The organism is Gordonia amicalis NBRC 100051 = JCM 11271, from assembly GCF_000332995.1.
GTDB classification, from domain to species: domain Bacteria; phylum Actinomycetota; class Actinomycetes; order Mycobacteriales; family Mycobacteriaceae; genus Gordonia; species Gordonia amicalis.
Genome location: NZ_BANS01000009.1, coordinates 59936 through 80706 on the forward strand (window position 1 = coordinate 59936; position 20771 = coordinate 80706).

At 69.2% G+C, this 20771-nt stretch carries 19 protein-coding genes; 7 read left to right on the top strand and 12 right to left on the bottom strand.

Annotated elements, in window-relative coordinates; translation table 11 throughout:
- Positions 1-42 precede the first annotated feature (42 nt).
- From GOAMI_RS05155 to GOAMI_RS05190, 8 genes are all read right to left on the bottom strand, one after another.
- Positions 43-1041, bottom strand: coding sequence for an alpha/beta fold hydrolase (locus tag GOAMI_RS05155; protein ID WP_006435328.1), 999 nt, complete (start codon positions 1039-1041; stop codon positions 43-45).
- Between the two features lie 52 nt (positions 1042-1093).
- Entirely contained in the window at positions 1094-2320 is a 1227-nt protein-coding gene (gene glsA, locus GOAMI_RS05160) for a glutaminase A (protein ID WP_006435329.1), read from the bottom strand.
- A 36-nt stretch (positions 2321-2356) separates the two neighbouring features.
- Positions 2357-2728, bottom strand: a complete 372-nt coding sequence (locus tag GOAMI_RS05165) for a VOC family protein (protein ID WP_006435330.1) — start codon at positions 2726-2728, stop codon at positions 2357-2359.
- Positions 2729-2878: 150 nt separating this feature from the next.
- Positions 2879-3760 carry an endonuclease domain-containing protein gene (locus GOAMI_RS05170; RefSeq protein WP_006435331.1) on the bottom strand — a complete coding sequence of 294 codons (882 nt, stop codon included), beginning with the start codon at positions 3758-3760 and terminating at the stop codon, positions 2879-2881.
- Positions 3761-3901: 141 nt separating this feature from the next.
- On the bottom strand, positions 3902-4843 hold the full coding sequence (locus GOAMI_RS05175) for an AlbA family DNA-binding domain-containing protein (protein ID WP_040004576.1): 942 nt from the start codon (positions 4841-4843) through the stop codon (positions 3902-3904).
- 107 nt (positions 4844-4950) lie between these two features.
- Positions 4951-5277: a hypothetical protein gene (locus GOAMI_RS05180; protein ID WP_006435333.1), complete on the bottom strand. Its 327-nt coding sequence runs from the start codon at positions 5275-5277 to the stop codon at positions 4951-4953.
- Between the two features lie 126 nt (positions 5278-5403).
- On the bottom strand, positions 5404-5943 hold the full coding sequence (locus GOAMI_RS05185; protein WP_006435334.1) for an RNA polymerase sigma factor: 540 nt from the start codon (positions 5941-5943) through the stop codon (positions 5404-5406).
- A 73-nt stretch (positions 5944-6016) separates the two neighbouring features.
- Positions 6017-6415: a hypothetical protein gene (locus GOAMI_RS05190; protein ID WP_006435335.1), complete on the bottom strand. Its 399-nt coding sequence runs from the start codon at positions 6413-6415 to the stop codon at positions 6017-6019.
- A gap of 211 nt (positions 6416-6626) precedes the next feature.
- Between GOAMI_RS05190 and GOAMI_RS05195 the strand changes: the two genes are divergently transcribed.
- The 5 genes from GOAMI_RS05195 to GOAMI_RS05215 are packed head-to-tail and all read left to right on the top strand — an operon-like array spanning position 6627 to position 13170.
- Positions 6627-8009 carry a GTPase gene (locus tag GOAMI_RS05195; protein WP_210737936.1) on the top strand — a complete coding sequence of 461 codons (1383 nt, stop codon included), beginning with the start codon at positions 6627-6629 and terminating at the stop codon, positions 8007-8009.
- A gap of 31 nt (positions 8010-8040) precedes the next feature.
- Positions 8041-9876 (top strand): GTPase, encoded by a 1836-nt coding sequence (locus tag GOAMI_RS05200; RefSeq protein ID WP_006435337.1) that lies wholly within the window; start codon positions 8041-8043, stop codon positions 9874-9876.
- 55 nt (positions 9877-9931) lie between these two features.
- Entirely contained in the window at positions 9932-11728 is a 1797-nt protein-coding gene (locus tag GOAMI_RS05205; RefSeq protein WP_006435338.1) for an Hsp70 family protein, read from the top strand.
- A 39-nt stretch (positions 11729-11767) separates the two neighbouring features.
- A complete protein-coding gene (locus tag GOAMI_RS05210) occupies positions 11768-12277 on the top strand; it encodes a hypothetical protein (protein WP_006435339.1) in 510 nt (169 codons plus the stop codon).
- Positions 12278-12279: 2 nt separating this feature from the next.
- On the top strand, positions 12280-13170 hold the full coding sequence (locus GOAMI_RS05215; RefSeq protein WP_006435340.1) for a universal stress protein: 891 nt from the start codon (positions 12280-12282) through the stop codon (positions 13168-13170).
- A 7-nt stretch (positions 13171-13177) separates the two neighbouring features.
- Here GOAMI_RS05215 and GOAMI_RS05220 read toward each other — a convergent pair whose 3' ends face one another.
- Positions 13178-15526, bottom strand: a complete 2349-nt coding sequence (locus GOAMI_RS05220) for a heavy metal translocating P-type ATPase (protein ID WP_006435341.1) — start codon at positions 15524-15526, stop codon at positions 13178-13180.
- 17 nt (positions 15527-15543) lie between these two features.
- Positions 15544-15963, bottom strand: coding sequence for an Hsp20/alpha crystallin family protein (locus tag GOAMI_RS05225; protein ID WP_006435342.1), 420 nt, complete (start codon positions 15961-15963; stop codon positions 15544-15546).
- Positions 15964-16146: 183 nt separating this feature from the next.
- Between GOAMI_RS05225 and GOAMI_RS05230 the strand changes: the two genes are divergently transcribed.
- Positions 16147-16662, top strand: coding sequence for a flavodoxin domain-containing protein (locus tag GOAMI_RS05230; protein ID WP_040004578.1), 516 nt, complete (start codon positions 16147-16149; stop codon positions 16660-16662).
- A 9-nt stretch (positions 16663-16671) separates the two neighbouring features.
- On the opposite strand, the gene GOAMI_RS05235 is transcribed toward GOAMI_RS05230, so the two are convergent.
- Positions 16672-17232 carry a hypothetical protein gene (locus GOAMI_RS05235; RefSeq protein WP_006435344.1) on the bottom strand — a complete coding sequence of 187 codons (561 nt, stop codon included), beginning with the start codon at positions 17230-17232 and terminating at the stop codon, positions 16672-16674.
- Positions 17233-17475: 243 nt separating this feature from the next.
- Between GOAMI_RS05235 and ppsA the strand changes: the two genes are divergently transcribed.
- Entirely contained in the window at positions 17476-19797 is a 2322-nt protein-coding gene (ppsA, locus tag GOAMI_RS05240) for a phosphoenolpyruvate synthase (RefSeq protein WP_006435345.1), read from the top strand.
- A gap of 15 nt (positions 19798-19812) precedes the next feature.
- Here ppsA and GOAMI_RS05245 read toward each other — a convergent pair whose 3' ends face one another.
- On the bottom strand, positions 19813-20754 hold the full coding sequence (locus GOAMI_RS05245) for a 1-phosphofructokinase family hexose kinase (protein WP_040004579.1): 942 nt from the start codon (positions 20752-20754) through the stop codon (positions 19813-19815).
- Positions 20755-20771 lie beyond the last annotated feature (17 nt).

Consider the following 20771-nt stretch of genomic DNA (forward strand, 5'->3'; position numbering starts at 1 on the left):
CGCACTCGTTGAGTGCGAGGGCTTTTCGCTTGTCTTCGAGCCTCAGCGCACGGGGAGTGTGGTGACGGTGCGTGTCGCGAGCAACAGGTCGTAGTAATCGCCACCCGGATAGTAGGTCGCGGTCACCGAGTCGGTGACCATGTCCGACGACCATCCGGTGGCCAATGCGCGGATGACCCGACCGTTGCGGGGTCGCGGCGTGCCGACCTCTGACAGTTCGCCGATCAGGTCGGTGGAGTCGCCCTCGGCGTCGATGTGGATGCCGGTGACCAGCCGCGAGCCGAGAAACTCCTGCCGCGTCGTCCGCTCGAGGACGGCGACCCCGGACCCGAAGGAGTTGGACACCGACGGCTGCGATGCGATCACCCGGATGGGGAGCCGGTCGGCGCCGAGAGCCTCTGCGGCAGAGGCGAAGTGACCACCGAAGAAGGAGTTGACGGGGTCGAACAGCATCAGCCCGGCGAGGCGCCGGAAGGCGACCGGGTCCGCGCGTCGGAGTGCGTCGGCTGCCACGACGACGAATTCGCCGCCGGCCGAGTGGCCCGCGAAGACCATCCGGTACGGCATCGTCACATCGGGACGGTGGGCGGCTTCTCGTGCTCGGATGAGGCTCGTCGCGAGCGGGCTGCCGGCTTCCCCGCCCGACCCGAACACCCCGCCGATGGTCCGGGCGAACGCCGCATTGTCGGCGATGTTGAAGGCGACGGCGCACCCGCCGAGGTTGATCGAGTCCAGCGTCGGGCTCACCACGAGGAAACCGGCGTCGGCGTAGGCGCGAGCCACGGCGTCGAGGTTGGCCGCGGTCCGGGAGAAGCCGTGCTGCAACCAGACGAGTGCCGTGGGCCGGCCGGGCGGGAAGTACCAGCGGGCGGCGACCCGGATGGGCTTGCCCGCACATTCGGTCGCGACCGAGGACGACGAAACGACCACCGGTGGGCGGGCGGCCGGTGCGGCCAGAACCGCCGACGGTGTCACACCGAAGAACAAGGCGATCGCGGCGAGGGTCGCGACCCACGGCCAGCGGAATTTTCGTCTCGACATCCGCCCAGTCTAGGGTCGGGCGGATGCCGGGAACGGGGTTCTCCGGGGAGTTTCAGGCGCGGGGCCGGTCGGTGTCCCGGTCGTCGGGGCCGGATTCCATGAGCTCGTTCGGGTCCTCGATGTGGACGTCGTGGTCGTCGCCGAGGCGCCGGGCCACCTCGCGCAGCAGTCCCCGTGCGGCGTCGTCCATCACGCGGACATGGGTGAGGTCGAGGATCACCTCGTCGGTCGAAAAACCCTCGCACGCACGGCTTGCGACGATCTCCGCGCCTGCGAAGCGGACGTCGCCCTGGAGTTCGACGACGGTCGCACCGTCGCGTTCGTGTACCGACCGAAGCGCGGGCATGCCCGACGGTGCCACGTGCATCATGTGCAATTCCATGTCGCGGGAAAGTCTTTCGAAGACGGCGACGCCACGCACGCTGTTGCCCTGCTCGTCGAGCCGCGGCGACCACACCGCAACCCCGACCTGGCCCGGCAGTACACCCAGGATCGCCCCGCTCACACCGCTTTTCGCGGGTATCCCGACCGTCGCCATCCAGCTGCCGCTGCCGTCGTACATGCCGCAGGTGGCCATCACCGACAGCAGGTGCCGGGTGATCCAGCCGTCGAGGAGGCGTTCGTCGTCGCTGGTCGACAGTCCGCCGTTGGCGAGGACCGATCCCATGACGGCGAGATCGCGGCAGCTGACCTTGATCGCGCACTGTGCGGCGTAGCCGTCGACGACCTCGTCGGGTTCGTAGTCGAGCTTGCCCGCGGAACGCAGCAGATACGCCAGTGCTGTGTTGTGGTCGTCGGAGGCGAGTTCGGCGGAGTGAACCTCCCTGTCCACGGACAGTTCTCGCCCGGCGAGCGTGCCCATCAGGTCGACGATGCGATCGACCCGTTCGGTGGCGCCGTCGCCGTCGAGCATCCCGTGAACGGCGATGGCACCGGCGTTGATGAGGGCGTTGCGGGGTCGTCCGGTCTCGGCTTCGAGCGAGATCTCGTTGAAGGCGTCGCCGGACGGTTCGGTGTCGACGCGGTCGAGGACGCCGTCGAGCCCCCGGTCCCGCAGCGCTAGTGCGTAAGCGGGCAGTTTCGCGATCGACTGCATGGAGAACTCGTGGTCGGCGTCGCCCGCGGTGTAGACGGTTCCGTCGACGGTGGCCAGAGCGATCCCGAAGGACGACGGGTCCGCCCGCTCGAGTTCGCGGTTTCCGGACATGACGTCCCCGGCGTCGTCATCGCGGCAGTCGCGGAGAACCTCGTGGAGATAGTCGTCGATGGGGGATCGCATATCCCACCGTAGCCGCGACCCTCGGTGGTGCTGCGTTCAGTTGTCGCGATACGGCAGGTACTGCGCCGACCACTGATTCCCGTCGGGGTCGGTGAAGTACACGAAATGACCCCACGGTTGCACGTCGACGTCACTGGCGTCGACGCCGGCGGCGAGCAGCTGTTCGCGGGCGGCGTCGATGTCGGTGACGCAGATGATGATCGGGCCGGTGGACCCGGGCGCCTTGTCGGTCAGGCCCTTGCCGAAGGCGATCGAGCAGTTCGAACCGGGAGGGGTCATCTGGACGAAGCGGATCTCCTCGCTCACGGTGTGGTCTTCATCGGGGTTGAATCCGATCGACTCGTAGAACTCCTTGGTGCGGTCGACGTCCGTGACGGGCAGGGTGACGACTTCGAGTGTCCAGTTCATGCTTCCTCCTGCTGTCCTGGGTCGTGCGGTCTGAGACAACAATCCCAGGAATCGAGGACGGTTTCGGTCCTCGTTTGTCGTGGTGGGTGAATCGGCCGGAAAATCGTCCATCTGAGCGCGATCCAAGGGCATATTGCCCCTCGGTGGCGCTCAGATGGACGCGTTTCCCCGACGGCGAGGGTCGTTGTCCCGCCTGATGCGGTGCCGGTCGCTTCGGGTGACGGCCCGAACATCCTCGAGTACCCCGTCCCAGTTGTAGAGAACGTCGTCGTAGGTCAACCGCATCGTCAACCATCGGTCGATCATCGTCATGCGGTCGCGGCGGCGGTCGTTGCGAAAGGTCTCCACATCCGAGTGGTAGGCCCTGCCGTCGCATTCGATCAGCAGTGCTCCGATGCGGAGGTCCGCGTGTTCATGTGTGCCGATGCCGGGTTGGACCTCTACCTCGAAACCGGCCGCGATCAGGCGCAACCGGGCGATCGATTCGGTTCCGGATTGGGAGCGGGCATCGCACCGACCGAACATGGCCATCACCGCCCTGGCCACGCGACCCATCTCGGCCTGGATGTCGGGGATGGTCCAGTCGGTCGAGTTGAGGACGGAGTCGACGGTCGCAACCCACTCCTCGGCAGTGAGACATCGTGCCGCGCAACCGAGTGCGAGCGGGATCGAGTCGACCGCGGTGACCACCGGTAGTGGTTGGCCGTAGCCCTGACACCATCGGAAGGGTCCGCTGGGACGAGGTCTGCCCTTCATGTGCTTACTCAGACGGACATGGGTCTCGGTGTACCCGGGTGGAACCCAGATCTCGCTCGATCCGTGCGTCTGGTGAAAGCGCAGCGCGCCGACGCACGACAACGCGCCCCCCGCCGCCACCGCTGCGACCACTCGGGGGTCGGCGGTCGCTGACCGTACCCACCCGTGAGCCACCGGGATCAGCGTTCCCGATCGTCGAGCGCGCGTGATGTCGTCGGGCGACCAGTCCATCGTCGCCAGTTCCTTGAGCGTGTACACGCCAGAATCCGAGGTCATGACGACTTGGACGCATGCGGAGGTCGATCGGTTTCCGGAGTTGGGGAATTCGCGTCCATCTGGCGGTCAGGCAAGGGCAGATTGCCCTTCGAAGTGCCTCAGATGGACGAGTTTTCGCGCTACTGGCTCGGCGGAACGGTCTCAGACCGACGAGAACCGCACCGCCGCCCGAACCTGGGCGGCCAGCGCACGACCGGCGCCGAGCGGCCAGCGGTGCATGACGTATTCGGCGGCCTGGTCGACGCTCAGCTGCCGGCTCGAGTTGCCGGCCCGCACCCAGAACTCGGGTAGCGCGTTGTTCTTCATGCCGCGCAGGTACACCGGCCTCGGCGACGGAGTGCACTCCACCCGGCACACCAGGACCTCGGTCGGGCTCGCGGAGGTTTCGGCGTCGCCGGCGGGTCGCGCGACCTGCTCGAACGAGATGCCCACCTCCGCGGCGGTGCTCTGACCCAGCGTGGCGGTCAGCAGGTCCCGCAGAAACAATTCGAACCGGTCGGCGTCGGGGTGGCGGAGCGTCGTGAAGTCGGCGTCGAGGCCCAGGGGAGTGCCGTCGTCGTCGACTCCGATCAGCAGGTTCCCGCCGTCGGAGTTGAGGAATGCGGCCACCGTCTTCACGATCACCGTCTCCATCGCGACGTCCCGCTGCTTGGTGTGCAGGTTCACGCGGGCGGTCGACTTGAACTCGACCCGCTCGGATTCCCCGGATGCGAGCAGTTCGGCGACCGGGATGCCGGTCGGGGTCTGCAGCCGTGCCGCGACCATCGCGTAGGCGCCGACCGCCACGATCGAACTCGCCAATCCCAGCACGATGGTGACGGGGTGCCACACGTTCATGCGATGGTCGATCGCCCCGGCGATGAACAGTCCGACGGCCGTACCGAGGATCGACAGCACCATGCAGGTGGTGGTGTTCAGTCGTGCCCGGTGACGCAGCAGCCATTTCGCGACGGAACCGAAGAACCAGGCCACGATCAGCACCAGCACCAGGGCGGTGGCGGTCGCCCACACCGGGATGGCGAATTCCAGCGATCCGATGCTTCCGCGATCGTTTTCGGCCAGGGGGATCAGGTCAGCTCGCACACCGGACAGTATGACGAATCGGACATGGGTTCCGGCCACCCGTACTCACAGCGAAATCCCGGTCGCGATGTGCGACCGGGATTCGGCGTGCGAGTGGACTCGTCAGATCAGACCGCGTCGCCGCCGTCGACGCTGCCGAAGTCGCCTACCTCGACATTGCCCTCGTCGTCGACGGCGGTGTCGAAGGTGCCGTCGCCATCGGTGTCGGCGACCGCGAGGTCGGTGTAGCCGTCGCCGTCGGTGTCGGCCTCGATGACGTCGATCTCGCCGTCGGAGTCGGTGTCGTAGGCGATGGAGTCGGCCTGACCGTCACCGTCGGTGTCGAGGACGGCGTCGGTGGTGCCGTCGCCGTCGACGTCGGCCAGTGCGGCGTCGATGGTGCCGTCGCCGTCGGTGTCGACGAGTACTGCGTCTTCGGGGATCTCGGTGCTCATGGTGTTTCCTTCCAGGGATGGTGTGGGTTGCGGTTTTTCGTGCTCTGGTTACTTGGAGATGGACCGGGCGGAGTTTGTTCCCTGGGAGGAGTCGACTTGTCGTCGATCATCCGATCAGATGACCCCCTACCGAAGATCCGCGAGCAACTCCGCGAGGATCGACCGTGCCCGCGAGATCCGGCTGCGTACGGTCTGCAAACCGATGCCCTGGGCCTCGGCGATCTCCGAGTAGCTCAGCTCGCCGTAGACCCGCAGCACGAACGTGGCGCGGTAGGCGTCCGGGACCTGCGTCAACGCCTCCTGGATACGGTCGGAGACGACGACCTGCTGCGCGACGTCCACCGAACTCATCGGGTCGTGGTCGTCGATGTCGTCGGCGTCGGATCGTTTACGGATACGCGCGAGGGCCGCATTCGACCCGATCCGGTACAGCCACGTCGACACCTGCGCGTCGCCGCGGAAGCCGCCGATCGCGCGCCAGGCGGCGACCAATGCGTCCTGGAGGGCGTCCTCGGCGTCGTGCTGGTTGCCGGTGATGCGTAAACAGATGGCCCACAGCCGATCCCGGTGCTGCTCGACGAGCGCGGTGAAAGCCTGCTGGTCGCCGGCGCGCGCACGGTCGAGAAGGTCTGTGCCCGACTCGGATTCGTCGGTCAACGCACACACCCGCTCATCGTGGGGCGCAGACCTGTCGATGGCCTGGGACGTTCGGGCAGTGCATGTCCAGAAGTCTCCATCCTCAGAAGTCGTCACCGAGGGATGAGTCGTCGAAAGTCGTATCCCCGAATGACTCGCCGCCGCCGTCGTCGTCGTTGCTGAAGACGTCCGGGGTGTCGAAGGTGTCCTCGAAGTCCCCACCGAGATCCCCACCGAGGTCCCCGCCGAGATCGTCGCCGAATCCCGCGAGTTCGGTGTCGTCGGAGAGGGAATCGTCGGATTCCTCGGACAGTGGGTCCGGGCCGGGCGCGGCGGTGAGGTCCTCGGCCAGTTCGTGCGTCGGGTCGAAGGCGGTCTCGATCGCGGAATCCCAGGTCGCGGCCGGTACGGCCAGCTCACTCGGCGGATCGCTCTCGCGCAGCCAGGAGTCGAAGTCGTCCCCGTCGAAGGGGTCGTCCCAACCGGTGTTGCTGTCGGTCATCGTCGTCGGCTCCTGCTCGGATCTGCGACGCGCACGACGCCGGCCCGGATACCGTCATCCGGTCGACTGTCAGGGCGTCGACGGTGGTGGAGAATTCTCGTCACGTGACTAGGAGTGTCGGCGACGCGGGAATGTTCCCGGTGGCGACGACACGGTGGACTATCACGAGGCAATGTCCGTGAACTGGAGGACCGATCGCGTGGAGCAACGCATGACCGTGCGGGGACGCGTGGAGCAGTTGCTCGACGAGGTCACCCCGCTCGCGCCCGACGCCACGGTGATCGGTTCCCTGCGTGCGCAGCTGGCGAACCCGCTCACCGTCGCGCTCGTGGGACGCGTCAGCGCCGGCAAGTCGACGCTGCTGAACGCGCTCGTCGGCGACCGCGTCGCGCCCACCGACCGCGCCGAGTGCACCAAGGTCGCCGCCCTCTACACCGAGGGCAACCCACAGCGCGTCGAGGTCGTCGGCCTCGACGGCACCGTCACCGAGATCCCCGGAACCATGCGCGGCGATCTGGGCCGGCGTCCCGACGACATCGACCACGCAGTCGTCCACACCCCGTCACGCCTGCTCCGCGAACGGTTCCGGGTCATCGACACCCCGGGTCTGTCCGGGTTCACCGACACCGCCGAGATCGCCACCCGCCGGGTGTTCTCCGGGGAGAGCCGCCTCCCGCGACCCGACGTCATCCTGTTCCTGCTCGACGACGCTGCGGGCCCCAAGTCCGACGAGGTGGCGTTCCTCTCCGACGCCGGGGCGTCGGCGCAGAACACGATCCTGGTGATCTCGCACGCCGACCTCATCGCCGCCGACAACCCGATGCTCAAGGCCCAGGAGATCGCCCGACGGGTCTGGCGGCGGTTCCCGGCGATCGCGGGTGCGGTGGTCGCGGTGTCGGGACTCATGGCCGAGGCCGGGGTCTGTGGGGTGACCGAACGTGAGACCGCGCAGATCTCCCGCCGAGGAGCTCTCGAATCGTGGGAGCTGCTCAGCATCCTCGACGGCGCGGCCCCGCCGCCACCGGGTCTCGACGTCGACCTGCTCGGCCGGCTGGAGGAACTGGTCGGAACGTATGCGATGGACGCCGGCGCCGACGTCGCCGGCCAGGGTGCGCGTGCGTATTGTGAATGGCTGCACCGGGTCTCGGGTATCGACGAACTCCGCCTCGCGATCGGCCGGCGCTTCCTCGCGGTCGGCGACATCCTCAAGGCCCGCACGGTGCTGGCCGAACTGCGCGAGGCGGCGTACCGCAGCGCACGCCGCGATGCCTTCCTGGAGGCGATCGAGGAGGCCGAGACCGCTCCCGAGCTGCACCGGGTGCGCGAGGTCGCCGCGCTCGAGGCGCTCGCGCGCTGGCAACCGGACAGCGAGCTGATCGGCGAGCTGAACCTGGTCGTCGCGAGTCGCGATGTGCGCGTGCTGTTGTCGCTGCCGCCGAATGCCGCACCGCCCCAGATCGCCGACGCCGCGCGGGAACGCGCCACCGACTGCCGCACCCGCCGTGCCTTCGCCGCGACGTCGGCCGAACGGGAGGCGTTGCTGGTACTCGAACAGACCTATCAGCTGGTGCGCCGCGGACGGTGGACCCATTGAGCCGGCCGGCAGTGAGACGAGGAGTGGCCCGATGAGTCTGGAGAAGACACCCGCGAAGCCCGCCGCTCCCACCCCCGACGCCGTGCTGCGGACGGCCGTGGACATGCTGCGCAAACACGGCGAGGATGCCATCGCCGACCGTGCTCTGCGCGTGAAGGACCGGCCCGCCCCGCAGGGGACCGTCGTGGTGATCGGCGAGGTCAGCCGGGGCAAGAGCTCGCTGGTCAACAGCCTCGTCGGCGTGAGCGGACTGGCGCCGGTCGACACCGAGATCACCACCTCGGTCTACGTCCGGTTCACCCCCGCGACCGAGGATCTGCCGGTCGGTTCGGCACTCGTCGAGTTTCCCGGTGCGGCACACCGCATCCCGGTCGCCGACCTCGCTGCGTGGGTCACCGTCGGCGGCCGGTACGCGGCGGGCGTCCCCGCCGAACGCCTCGCCCCCGACGCCGCGGTCGATTCCGTTCTCGTGCCGCCGGTCTCGGCCCGCGTGGCCGTCGACTCCGCGCTGCTGCCGGGCGTCACCATCGTCGACACCCCGGGCGTCGGGTCGCTGGTCCCCGAACACGTCGAAGCGGCGGTCAGCGCGGCCCGCGGCGCGTCGGTGCTCGTGATGGTGTGCGACGCCACCGCACCGCTGTCGGCCCCCGAACTCGCCTTCCTCGGCAGCGTCAGCGAGGAGGTCGCCTCGGTGGTCCTGGTGGTCACCAAGATCGACGTGGTGATGCGGCAGTGGCGCACCATCGTCGCCGAGAACCGAAAACTCATCGGCGCCAACGCACCTCGCTTCGCGCACATCCCGATCATCGGTATCTCCAACCGCATCGCCGAACAGGCGGCCGCCATCACCGACCCCGACCGCCGCGCACGCGCCCTCGCGGCGTCGGGCATCGGCGAGCTCGTCGACGCCCTCACACCGCTGGTGGCCGAGGGCGCCGCGTCGCCGGAACGCAATGCGCTGCAACTGACCTTCGCCGGACTCGACGACGTCCGCAAGCGCCTCGTCCTGGAGATGAAGGCCGCCACCGCGACCCCCGCCGAACGCGCCGACATCGAAGCCGAACGGGATCGCCTGCAGCGACTCAAGGATCGACGACGCGAGTGGCGCGCACGGCTGAATCAGGACATCACCGCCGCGTCGTTGCAGACCGACGACCTGATGCGCGACCGCTTCGACAAACTGCTCGGCCAGTGGTCGACGCGGATCGACAAGCTGCGCTTCTACGAGCCGCACCGCGCCGGACAGGAACTGATCGGGCAGATGACCGTCGACCTCGAGGCCGCCGCACGCGAGGTGAGCGCGTTCTTCGTCGCCGCGATCGAGCGCATCGCCGACACCCTCTTCGCCGATGCCACCATCTCCGGTGAACTCGTCGACCGGATCTCCGGCAACGTCGCCGACCTCAAGCTGCGTGAGCAGGAGAAGATCTCGCCCTGGAAGAACATGGTCGACCCGGTGCTGTTGTCGATCGTGGCCGCCGGCGGCCCGCTGGCCATCATCCCGGTTATCAACGTGGTGGCCGTGCCCGTGTGGGCGGGTGTGGTGGTGGGGTTCCGGGCGTCGAAGGTCGGTAAGGAGAACCACCGCAAGTGGCTGACCAAGGCGGTCAACGACATGAAGGCCGACGTGCGGTCTCAGCTGCAGTCGATCAAATCCGAGGCGAGCGCCGACCTGCAGATCGCCTACGACGAACTGCTCGAACGACTCCTGGCCGAGTCGACGAAGATCATCAACGACGCCGCGGTCGAGGCCAAGAAGTCGGCCGCCGAGCGGGAGAAGACGGCCGCCGATCTGCGCAACCAGATCGTGGCCGTCGACAACGTCCGCAAGTCGATCGCCCGAGTTCTCCGGGCGCCCACCGGATGAACGCCGGTTTCGTGTGCAACGATGTGCCCCGGGGCGGATGGCGGGAGGTGTTCAGGTGACACAGGAGAGCCGCAGGCGACTCTGTATCGACTTCGGTACCAGCAACACTGCGGCCGCATACCGCGTCGGGCTGGCCGAGCCGGTCATCGTGCCGCTGGGCCCGGGCGGCCCGGCCATGCCGTCGGCGGTCTTCGCCGGCGACGGCGGGATCGTGGTCGGACACGACGCCGCGCTGCGCCGGGTGCAGGCCCCGGACGCCTACGAGGACTCCCCGAAGTCGCGGATCGACGAGGGCGAGATCGAACTCGGCGACCGGTTCTGGCCGATCGAGGACCTCATCGGCGCCGTGCTGCGTCACGTACACCGGACCGCGCTGCGCCACAGTGGTCTCGCGGCTTTCGACTCGATCATCCTGACCCATCCCGACAAGTGGAGCGAACGACGCAAGGGTGTGCTCCGACGCGCCGCCGAGCGCGCCGGCATCTCCGCTGACCGTCTGCGTATCGCCTCCGAATCCCTCGCTGCCGCTTGGTATTACGTCTACCGCGGCCACGACGTCACCGGCGACGAGCGCATGTGCGTCTTCGACTTCGGTGCAGGCACCTGTGACGTCGCCGTCCTCATCCGCGCCGGGGCCGACGGCTTCACGGTCACCGGGTCCGGCGGCGACAACAACCTCGGTGGCCGCGATCTCGACGCCCGCATGACGCGCTGGGTTCTCGAGGAAGCGGCCGAACTCGACCCCGAACTCCCGGCCCGGCTTCGCGCCCCGGCCGCCGCCATCGCGCTGGCCGATCACGTCCGCTCGGCCAAGGAAGCCCTGTCCGACACCGCGCAGGCCGTCATCGAACTGCCCGGCACCCGGCACACGCTGTTGCTGACCCGCCGCGAGTTCGAGTCGATGATCGCGCCGTTCGTGGAGCGGGCGGTCGAACTCACCCGAGACGCCATCGCCCGCGCCGACGCCGCCGGCACCGGCCCCAAGGGACCGGTCATCGTCTACGTCACCGGCGGCACCAGCAGCATCCCGATGCTGCAGTCGGCCTTGTCGTCGGTGGGACGCGTCGCCCGGATCGGCGACCCGAAGGTCGTCGTCGCCCAGGGCGGCCTGCTGCGCTCGACCAACGTCGTGCCCGGCGCCGAGACGGAGAAGGTCGCGGCCCGACAGCACCGGGCCCAGCCGTACGAGCCGCGTCCGAACGACCGGCCGTCGGCGACCGCGGTGGACGCCTCGGCACGCCGGATCGCCTTCCCCACACTGCCGCCCGGCACGGTGATCAGCGGCGTCCTCGCCCGCACCGGCCAGATGGTGCGGGCCGGCGAACCGCTCGCGACGCTCGAATCGGCGTCCGGCCGGCTGACGGTCGACGCCCCGGCGGCGGGCGTACTGCACGGATTCGATCTGCGTCCCGGGGTCGTCGGCCAACCCGGCGTCGTCTTCGGCGCGATCGGTCCGGCCGATCTCCGCCCCGAGCAGTGGGCGCAGCTTCACCGCGCGCCGGCCGGGGTGTCCGCGGCCCCACCGGTCGCGCCGCCGCAGCCGGTCCACGCGCCATCCCAGCCGCCGTATCCGCCCCCGCAGCCCGGCTATCGTCCGATGGAACTCGCTGGGGCACAGCCGGTTGCGGCGTCCTCGTCGGGTGTCGACACCTACGGCCTGGCGGGACTGATCGTGGGCATCCTCGGGTTCCCGATCTGTCTCGGCACCATCGTCGGCATGGCACTGACCGTCATCGGCATCAGCCGGGCGGAGGGTCGCCGCGATGCCCTGCTGATGACGGCGCTCGGCGTCAACATCCTCGGCACCATCGCCTGGGTCGGGTTTCTCATCTGGATCCTCGTCAGCGGCTGAGGGAACCCGCGCCGGTCCAGGACTTTCGGCCCGACACCGGTGACCTTCGACTACGGTGTCGGTATCGGCGCCACGGCGACGATGAGAGGTGCCGGAGAGGAAGGGCTGACCGTGACCACCTCGGAGTCTTTGTCGCACCACCGGCCGGACGCCGTGCGCCGGCGGGTCGGCTACTCGGTGAGCATCGTCGTGAACTCCGTTCTGCTGGTTGCGATTCTCGGGGTGCCCGGGTGGGACGTGCTTCCCTTCCTCACCGATGATTTCCGTCAGGTCCTCGGCTGGGTGGTCGCCGGGCTGATCGCCGGGGTGGTCGCCAATGCGATCTACGTCGTCGCCGACCCGCCGGCGATCAAGGCCCTCGGTGATCTGGTCATCGACGCGCTCGGACTGGTCGCCCTGATCCGGCTCTGGCAGGTTTTCCCATTCGACTTCGGGGACAGCACCTTCCCGTGGTCGACGATCGTCCGCGTCGTGCTCGTCGTGGGTATGGCCGGCACCGCGGTGGCGATGATCGTCCTCATCGTCCAGACGGTTCTACGGAGGAGATGAAGATGGCAGATGCAGGAACCGACCCGTCCGCACCGATCGTCGTCGCCGTCGACGGCTCCGAGTGTGCGCTGGCCGCGGTCCGGTGGGCGGTGGGTGCCGCCGGGCGCGAGAAGCGGCACCTGCGGGTGCTGTCCGCGGTGGGAATGGTGCCGGGGGCCTATGCGCCGATGGTGATGATGACCTCGCCGGCGGTGGTCGAGGCCATGCAGGCCGAGGCATCTCGTGCCGTCGACGCGGCGATGGCCCTGGCGAAGGAGGTCGACCCGGACGTGTCCGTCGACGGCAAGATCGTCGGCGGCTCACCGATGCTCGCCCTGCGGCACGCGTCCAGCGAGGCGCACCAGCTCGTCGTGGGGCGTCGAGGGCTCGGCGGCGTCCGGGGCCTGTTGCTGGGTTCGGTCAGCGCCGACGCCGCCGCGCACGCCGAATGTCCGGTGGTGGTCGTCGGTGGCGAACCGCCCACGACGGGGCCGGTCGTCGTCGGCGTCGACGGTTCGTCGACGTCGACCGCCGCGATCGAGCATGCCTTCCGTCAGGCCGACCTGTTGCAGACGTCGTTGCTCGCGGTGCACGCGTTCGGCGGTTTCTCCGGTGCGGCCTTCTACGGCCGCCAGGAAGAGCAGATCATCCGTCAGCTTCGCGACGAGGCCATGGAACTGCTGGGCGAACAGCTGGCCGGATATCCCGAGGACTACCCGGACGTGCAGATCGAACGCCGCGTGGAGATCGGGTCACCGGCGGACGAGCTCGTCGACGCCGCGGAGTCGGCGCAACTGGTGGTCGTCGGGACGCGGGGTCGTGGTGGCTTCCGGGGGCTGCTCCTCGGGTCGACGAGCCGGGCGGTCCTGCAGGTCGCGTCGTGTCCGGTGATGGTGACGCACCACGAGCCCTGAGCAGCGATCAGGGACTCGTCGTCTCGCCGGTCACGGGATCGGCCGGCGACGTGCTGGCCAGCGCGAAGTAGGTCTGCTCCTCCTGCGAGAAGTGGAGACGCAGCAGCGCATGCAGTCCGTACAGGGTCGCGATGACGTCGATGCGCTGGTCGTCGGTCACGCGGCCGTATCGATCCGCGCGCAGACGATGAGCATGCACCCGGCGGCCCAGGCGGTCGATCTCGGCGTGCATGCGACTCATGGTCACCGTGGCTTCGCTGCTGCCCAGGGGTTTGGCCAGTGCCGGGTAGAGCAAGTCCTCCTCGGCATGCTCGTGGGGCAGGATCGTGGTCGTCAGCAGGTCGTCGACCTCGCGTAACCCGTTGAGCTCGGCCGCCTCGTCGGTGGTCTCGGGATGGTGTGCGGAGTACAGGTCGACGAGCCGTTGGGCGGTGATCGTCAGCAGTACGAGTTTCTCCCGCAGCGCATCGTGTTCGGCGGCGAACCGGTGCAGCAGCACATCGGTCGACTGGTCGATCTTGATGTCGGTCTGCGGTGCCCGGAGCGCGCGCAGCGCGTTGAGGATGACCGCGACGTCGATGCCCTCCTGGAGCAGGGCACCCGCGGTGGGCGGCAGGAATCCGAACGCCGCCACGATCATCGCGGCGAGGGACAGACCCATCCCGACCCCGGCGCTCTGGAGCGCGATGCGGCGGGAACGGCGGGCGATCTCCATCGCGGTGGCGAGCGGCTCGATGCTGTCGGTGGTGAGGATGACGTCGGCGGCCGCCGCACTGGCAGTCGACCCGCGCGCGCCCAGCGCGACCCCCACGGTCGCGCCGGCCAGTGCCGGGGCGTCGTTGACCCCGTCGCCGACCATCACCGTGGACGCCGCCGACCGTTCCTCCCGGACGTGGGCGACCTTGTCGGCGGGACTCTGGTCGGGGAACACCTCGTCGATGCCGAGCAGGGTGCCGATCTCCACGGCGGTGGCCGGATGGTCGCCGGTGAGCAGCACGATCCGCTCGATCCCGGCGCTGCGGAGGCGGCGTAGTGTCCGCGGCGCGTCCGGGCGGATGGGGTCGCTCATCGCGATGGCACCGGACGGCCGGCCGTCGACCTCGATCCAGGCGACGGCGGCACCGTCGAGTTCGCTGCCGCGCGCGACGGCCCGCGCCCAGTCGCCGTCCGGGGTGCTCCGCGCGCCCACCTCGACGGCGCGGCCGTCGACCAGGCCCGAGACGCCCCGTCCCGCACTTTCCTGCACCGCGGTCGGGACGGTCAGTTCGAGACCGCGACGGTTCGCCTCGCCGACGATGGCGGTCGCGAAGACGTGCGGCGACAGCTGTTCCAGCGACGCGGCCAGCCGGAGGAGTTCGACGGGGTCGTCGCCGGGGGCCGCGGTCACCGCGACCTGCTCCGGCCGGCCCGTGGTGAGGGTGCCGGTCTTGTCGACCATCAGCGTATGGGCGCGCCCGAGGCTCTCCAGTGCTCCGCCGTCGCGGATGATGACGCCCATCCGGGAGGCCCGCGACAGGCCGGCCACGATCGCGATCGGCGCGGCCAGCAGCAGGGGACACGGCGTGGCCACGACGAGGACGGCCACCGCCCGGGTCATCGAACCGCTGACCAGCCAGCTGATGCCCGCGACGCCCAGCGCGAGCGGAACGAACCAGACGGCGAGACGGTCGGCGATCCGGACGACCGGCGCGCGGTCGGCCGCGGCGTCCCCCGCCATTCGCACGATCCCGGCGAAGGTGCTCTCCGCGGCGACCGAACGTGCGGTCAGCTCGAAGGTGCCGCCGGCGTTGACCGCGCCGGAGCGGACCCCGTCTCCTCGTGCGCGGGTCCGCGGGAGAGGTTCGCCGGTGAGGACGGACTCGTCGAGCACCGCGTCGTCGTGCAGCCACCCGTCGGCGGGAACGATCTCGCCGTTGCCCACCGACAGGACGTCACCGGCCCGCACGTCGTCGACGGCGATGACCGTGATCTGGTCACCGTCGCGGCGGCGGGCGAGGGACGGGGACCGGTCGATGAGGGCGCTGAGATCCTTGCGTGCGCGCCGGGAGGCGGACGCGTCGAGCAGCCGGCCGGTCGCGAGCATCACGCCGATCAGCGCTCCGGCCGCGTATTCGCCGACGATCAGCGTCCCGGCGAGGGCGAGGGACGCGATGATGTCGACCCCGAAGTTCTGGCGCCGGAGGCCGGCGACGACCCACCACAGCGACGGGATGAGCGCGGTGACGGTGCCGGCGATCCACAGCCAGTCAGCGGGCCGGTCCGACCCCGCCACCCAGAACGCCCCGCCGACGACGAACGCGGTGACGGTCGCCGCCAGCAGGAGCGCCTCGGCCGAGGGTTTGGCCGGCAGGCGCATGCGAGTGATCAAGTGTCTCAGGAGCTTTCGATCTTGATCTGCTTTCCGGGGTTGCTCGGTGCGGTCAGCGGCACCGTGACGGTGAGTATCCCGTCGCGGTAGCCGGCCTTCACGTCGTCCTCGACGAAGCCCTTCGGCAGGGACATCGACCGGGTGAACTCACCGTAGGAGAACTCGGAGCGGCCGTCGTGGCTGCTGCGTTCGGTGCGCTGCGCGGTGATCGTCATGATCCCGTTGAGGATGGTCACGTTGATGTCCTTGGCGGGATCGATGCCGGGGAGTTCGGCGCGCACGACGTACTTGTCGTCGGCGAGCTCCTCCTCCACCCGGATCAGGTGGCCGCTGGGGCGGAGCATCCCGACGGCGGGGATGGTCGAGAAGAGGTCGGCGATGTCGGGCAGGAGGGAGCGGGTCGTGTGGTGTGTTGGTGTGGCCATGATGGTCCTCCGTCGTCGCGAGTGAATGGGGACACCACCATTGAACGCTCGGGCGCGCCCCCGGCAGGAGGGTCGAAGGACATCTACCCGACCTCTTGACCGAGCGGGCCGGTGTGGGCCCGGAGCGCGGGTGAACGGGGATACCATGACGGCGTCGTCCAGCTGAGAGATCGGGGTTTCGACATGCACACCGTCGTCGCGTACGGGAGCGCTCATGGAGCCACCGAGGGAATCGCACAACGGATCGCCGACGGGTTGCGGAACGGCGGGGACTCGGTGGAGCTCTGGCCGCTGCAGAGCGACCGGAGCCCGGACCGGGCCGACCGGCTCGTGATCGGCAGCGCCATTCACAACGGGCAGTGGCTGCCGGAAGCCGAGCAGGTCGCCGAGTCGGTGGCGAAGGACTCCGGAAGCCCGGTGTGGGCGTTCTCGGTCTCCTCGGTCGGTGCGACCTCGACCTTCCTGTCACCGCGGATCGCACGCTTCCTGCGTCCACGCACTCCGCTACCGCGCGCGGTCGCCGCGATCGAGGCGAGCGGGGCCCTGCGATCCCATCGTGCGTTCGCCGGTGCCATAGCGCGGGGTGACTGGCCGGGATTCGGCCGGATCCTGTTCCGGCTCATGGGTGGGAAATACGGTGACGCCCGTGACTGGGACGACGTGGATCGGTGGGCCCGGGAGATTCTCGACGCCGGCTGAGCCGACGCCTCATCCGCCCCGCCTCACCGGTCGCCACCACTCTCGCTGATCCGGGACGGGGCCGCCACCGGCGAGGAGTGAATCCCGCGTCCGGTCGCCGACCACGTGATAGTGGATCGAATCCTGTTCGGCGACCACCATCAGCGGCCACCACAGGGCGCTGACGTAGTCGACGGCGCTGTCGTACCCGTCCCAGTCGTAGATGCCGCGGTAACGATTGTCGCCGTCGGCGGTCATCCACAGCTTCGACACGAATCCGTCGAAGCCCGCGAACAGGATGGTGTTGCACACGCTCTCCACCCGGAAGACCCGATGCGCCAGCCGGTTGCCGTCGACCCACCGCAACCGGAAGCAGACGACGAGGCAGACCGGCTCGGTGACCGGATGGTTGTCGCGACGCGTCTCGCGGTAGACCGTGGCGGTGGTCCCGTCGGCGAAGGCGACGACGCGCCCGAGGTTCGGCAGCGGCTGGTGGAGTCGCCGCCCGATCAGGGACCGCACGACCTCGGCGAAGCATCGCCCGAAGGCGATCAGCGCGCGCGGCCACGGTGCGGGATGCGGAGTGGCCATCTCAGGTGCGAGTCGAGTCTCGGAAGGTCACCATGATTCCCCGGCTTCCGTCGGACGGTTCCGTCACCGTCATTCGACCCCGCCGACCCGCCGCGGCTCAAGTGCCGAATGGCCTCCGGCCGGGAGACGAACGTCGGACACACCTGGTGTCGGCCTCGTCGAAGCGAAGACATGGACTTTGGTCACTTCCGCCGTCGCCGTTGGTCACTAGGGGAAGGCCCGACGAAAGACCATCGTGGGTATATGACGCACGTGCTGACCTTCTCGGAGCTCGGATTCGATCAGTTGTCACTGGTGGGGGGCAAAGGCGCGAACCTGGGCGAACTCGTCACCGCGGGACTCCCGGTGCCGGACGGATTCGCGCTGACCGCGGAATCGTTCGCGGTCTCGATGGAACACGGCGGGGTTCGCGCCGAGTTGCTCGCCACCCATCGGGAGGCGCTGTCGGCCGTCGGCGACGACGCACGCATGGCCGACCTGAGCAACCGGATGGCGGAGATGGTGACCAAGGCCGGTATCGCGCCGCAGATCTCCGCCGAGGCGCTCGCCGCATACCGGCGGCTGGCCGGCGGCGGCTCCGACGTCAACGTGGCGGTGCGGTCGTCGGCGATCGGCGAGGACGGCAAGGACGCCTCCTTCGCGGGGATGAACGCCACGTTCACCAACATCGGCGGTCCGGACGATCTGCTGGTCGCGATCGTGCGGTGCTGGGCATCGCTGTTCTCACCCCGCGTGATCACCTATCGCGCGGAGAAGGGCCTGACCTCCGAGCCCCTGATGGCTGTCGTCGTGCAGAAGATGGTGGCGTCGGCGACCGCGGGCATCGTCTTCACCGCCGACCCGGTCACCGGGAACCTCGATCATCTGGTCGTCGAGGCCGTCGAAGGACTCGGCGAGGCCGTGGTCTCCGGCGCGGTCACCCCCGACACCTTCCTGGTGTCGAGAACGGACTGTTCGATATTGCAGACCAGTCTGGGCAACCAGGAGTTCCGGATCGTGCGCGGTGACGACGGCCATGATCGCCGTGAACCGGTGGCGCCCGGTCGGTCCGAGCCGGTCATCGAACCGGCCACCGTGCAGGCCATCGCGCGGATGGCGTTGCAGGCCGAACAACACTACGGCCGCCCGCAGGACATGGAATGGGCCGTCGATCCCGAGGGTCACATCTGGATCGTCCAGTCGCGGCCCATCACCACGCTGTCCGATGAGCAGACCACGACGGGCCGCGCCGATACGCAGGGGTCGGTGGCGCCACCCCGCGCGAAGGTGCTGGTGCACGGCCTCGCGGCCGCCCCCGGGATCGCCACCGGACAGGTCCGCATCCTGCACTCACCGCGCGACGGGCACCAGCTCGTGGACGGCGAGGTGCTGGTGGCCCCGATGACCGACCCCGACTGGTTGCCGACCATCCGGCGCGCGTCGGCGGTGGTGACCGATCGGGGTGGCATCACCTGTCACGCCGCCATCGTCGCCCGTGAGGTCGGCGTGCCGTGCATCGTGGGAACACGCACCGGGACAACCGATCTGCAGCAGGGTGCGACGGTGACCGTCGACGGCGGCTCCGGTGAGGTCACCGCCGGCCGGACGGCGCGGCCCACTGTCGCGCGGACGACGGAAGCCTCGGCGCCGCAACCGCGTTCGGATGTGATCACCGGGACCAAGATCTACGTGAACCTGGCCTCCGCCACGCATGCCGCGGAGGTCGGGGCGACCGACGTCGACGGCGTGGGCCTGCTGCGCGCCGAGTTCATGCTGACCGAGGCGCTGTCGGGCCGTCATCCGCGGGCGGTCATCGCCGCCGGCGAGTCGGACGCCTTCGTCTCGGCGATGGCGGACACGTTGTCCTCCATCGCCGGACCCTTCGGTTCCCGGCCGGTGGTGTACCGGACGACCGATCTGCGCAGCAACGAGTTCCGTGGCCTCGACGGTGGTGCGGAGTTCGAGCCGGAGGAACGCAATCCGATGATCGGCTTCCGCGGCTGTTACCGATACGTCCGTGAGCCGGAGGTCTTCCGGCTCGAGCTCGAGGCGCTCGCACGGGCACGCGAGAGCCACCCGAACCTGCATCTGATGCTGCCTTTCGTGCGGACCCGCTGGGAACTCGAACGCTGCCTGGAGCTGATCGACGAGAGCCCTCTCGGTGATCACCGCGGGCTGCATCGCTGGGTGATGGCCGAGGTCCCCTCGGTGATCTATTGGCTGCCGGAGTACGTCGACTCGGGCATCGACGGGGTGTCGATCGGCAGCAACGACCTCACCCAGCTGATGCTCGGCGTCGACCGTGACTCCGAATCGTGCGCCGAACTGTTCGACGGGAGTGACCCGGCGGTCCTCGACGCCATCGCCCAGATCATCTCGACGGCCCGCCGCTGCGGGATCACCTCATCGCTGTGCGGGCAGGCTCCGTCGACCAACCCGGCATTCGCGGAACTGCTCGTGAAGATGGGGATCACCTCGGTGTCGGTGAACCCCGACGCCGTCGCCGCGACACGGCTGCACGTCGCTCGAGCCGAACGGCGCCTGCTCGTCGACGCGGTGATCCACGAACGGCTCGGGGACTCCTAGTCGCCCGCCCCGTGGTCACGCCGACGACACCGGGGATGTCTGCCCGTACAGCCGATCGACATCCTGTGCCCGGCACGGCTCGGTACCCGGGGTGAGCATCGCCGCGGCACCGGCCGCGGTGCCGTAGCGGACGGCGTCGACGATCGGCCATCCCCGCGTGAGGGCGACCGCGATGGCGGCGACCATGCTGTCGCCCGAACCCACCCCGGTCCCCACGCCTGCCGGCACCGGAACCCCGGCGACATCGTGATCCTCGTCGGCGGTCACCACCAGCGCGCCCTGCGCGCCCAGCGACACCACGACGACCTCACTGATGTGGTGACGGATCAGGTCCCGGGCGGCCGCGACCTGCGCGGCACGATCGGGTAGTGGGGCGCCGGTCAGGTCGCGCAGTTCCCGCACACTGGGTTTGACGAGAAAGGCGCCGGTCACCCAGGGCAGCGCGGCGCCGTTGGTGTCGACGACGAGGAGGCACCCGTGATGAGCGGCGATTCGCGACACCGCGCCGAAGAAACCCGGTGAACACCCCGGCGGGAGGCTGCCGCTGACCACCAGCATCGAGGCCGCCGAGGCATTCTCGTAGATGACCTTCAGGCACCGCAGCTCCTCGTCGGCCTCCAGGTGGGGACCGGGCAGCACGAACCGGTAGCACTCGCCGCTGTGCTCGTCGACGATCACCAGTGACTCACGGGTGGGTTCGGCCACCGGTACCGGGCATGCCTCGAGGGGGTCGGCGGCGAGCAGCGACTCCACCCGCTGCCCCGTGTACCCGCCGCTCGTGAAGACCGCGGTGGCGGTGACGCCGAGCCGCGTCGCCGCGCGAGCGACGTTGATACCACCCCCACCGGGGTCGTAACGCGGATGGCCACAACGCATCTTGGAGCTCGGCAGCAAGCGCGGGACGGTCGAGTGGATGTCCAGCGTGGGATTCATCGTGACGGTCAGTATGTGCGGCACGTGAATCACCTCCGGAA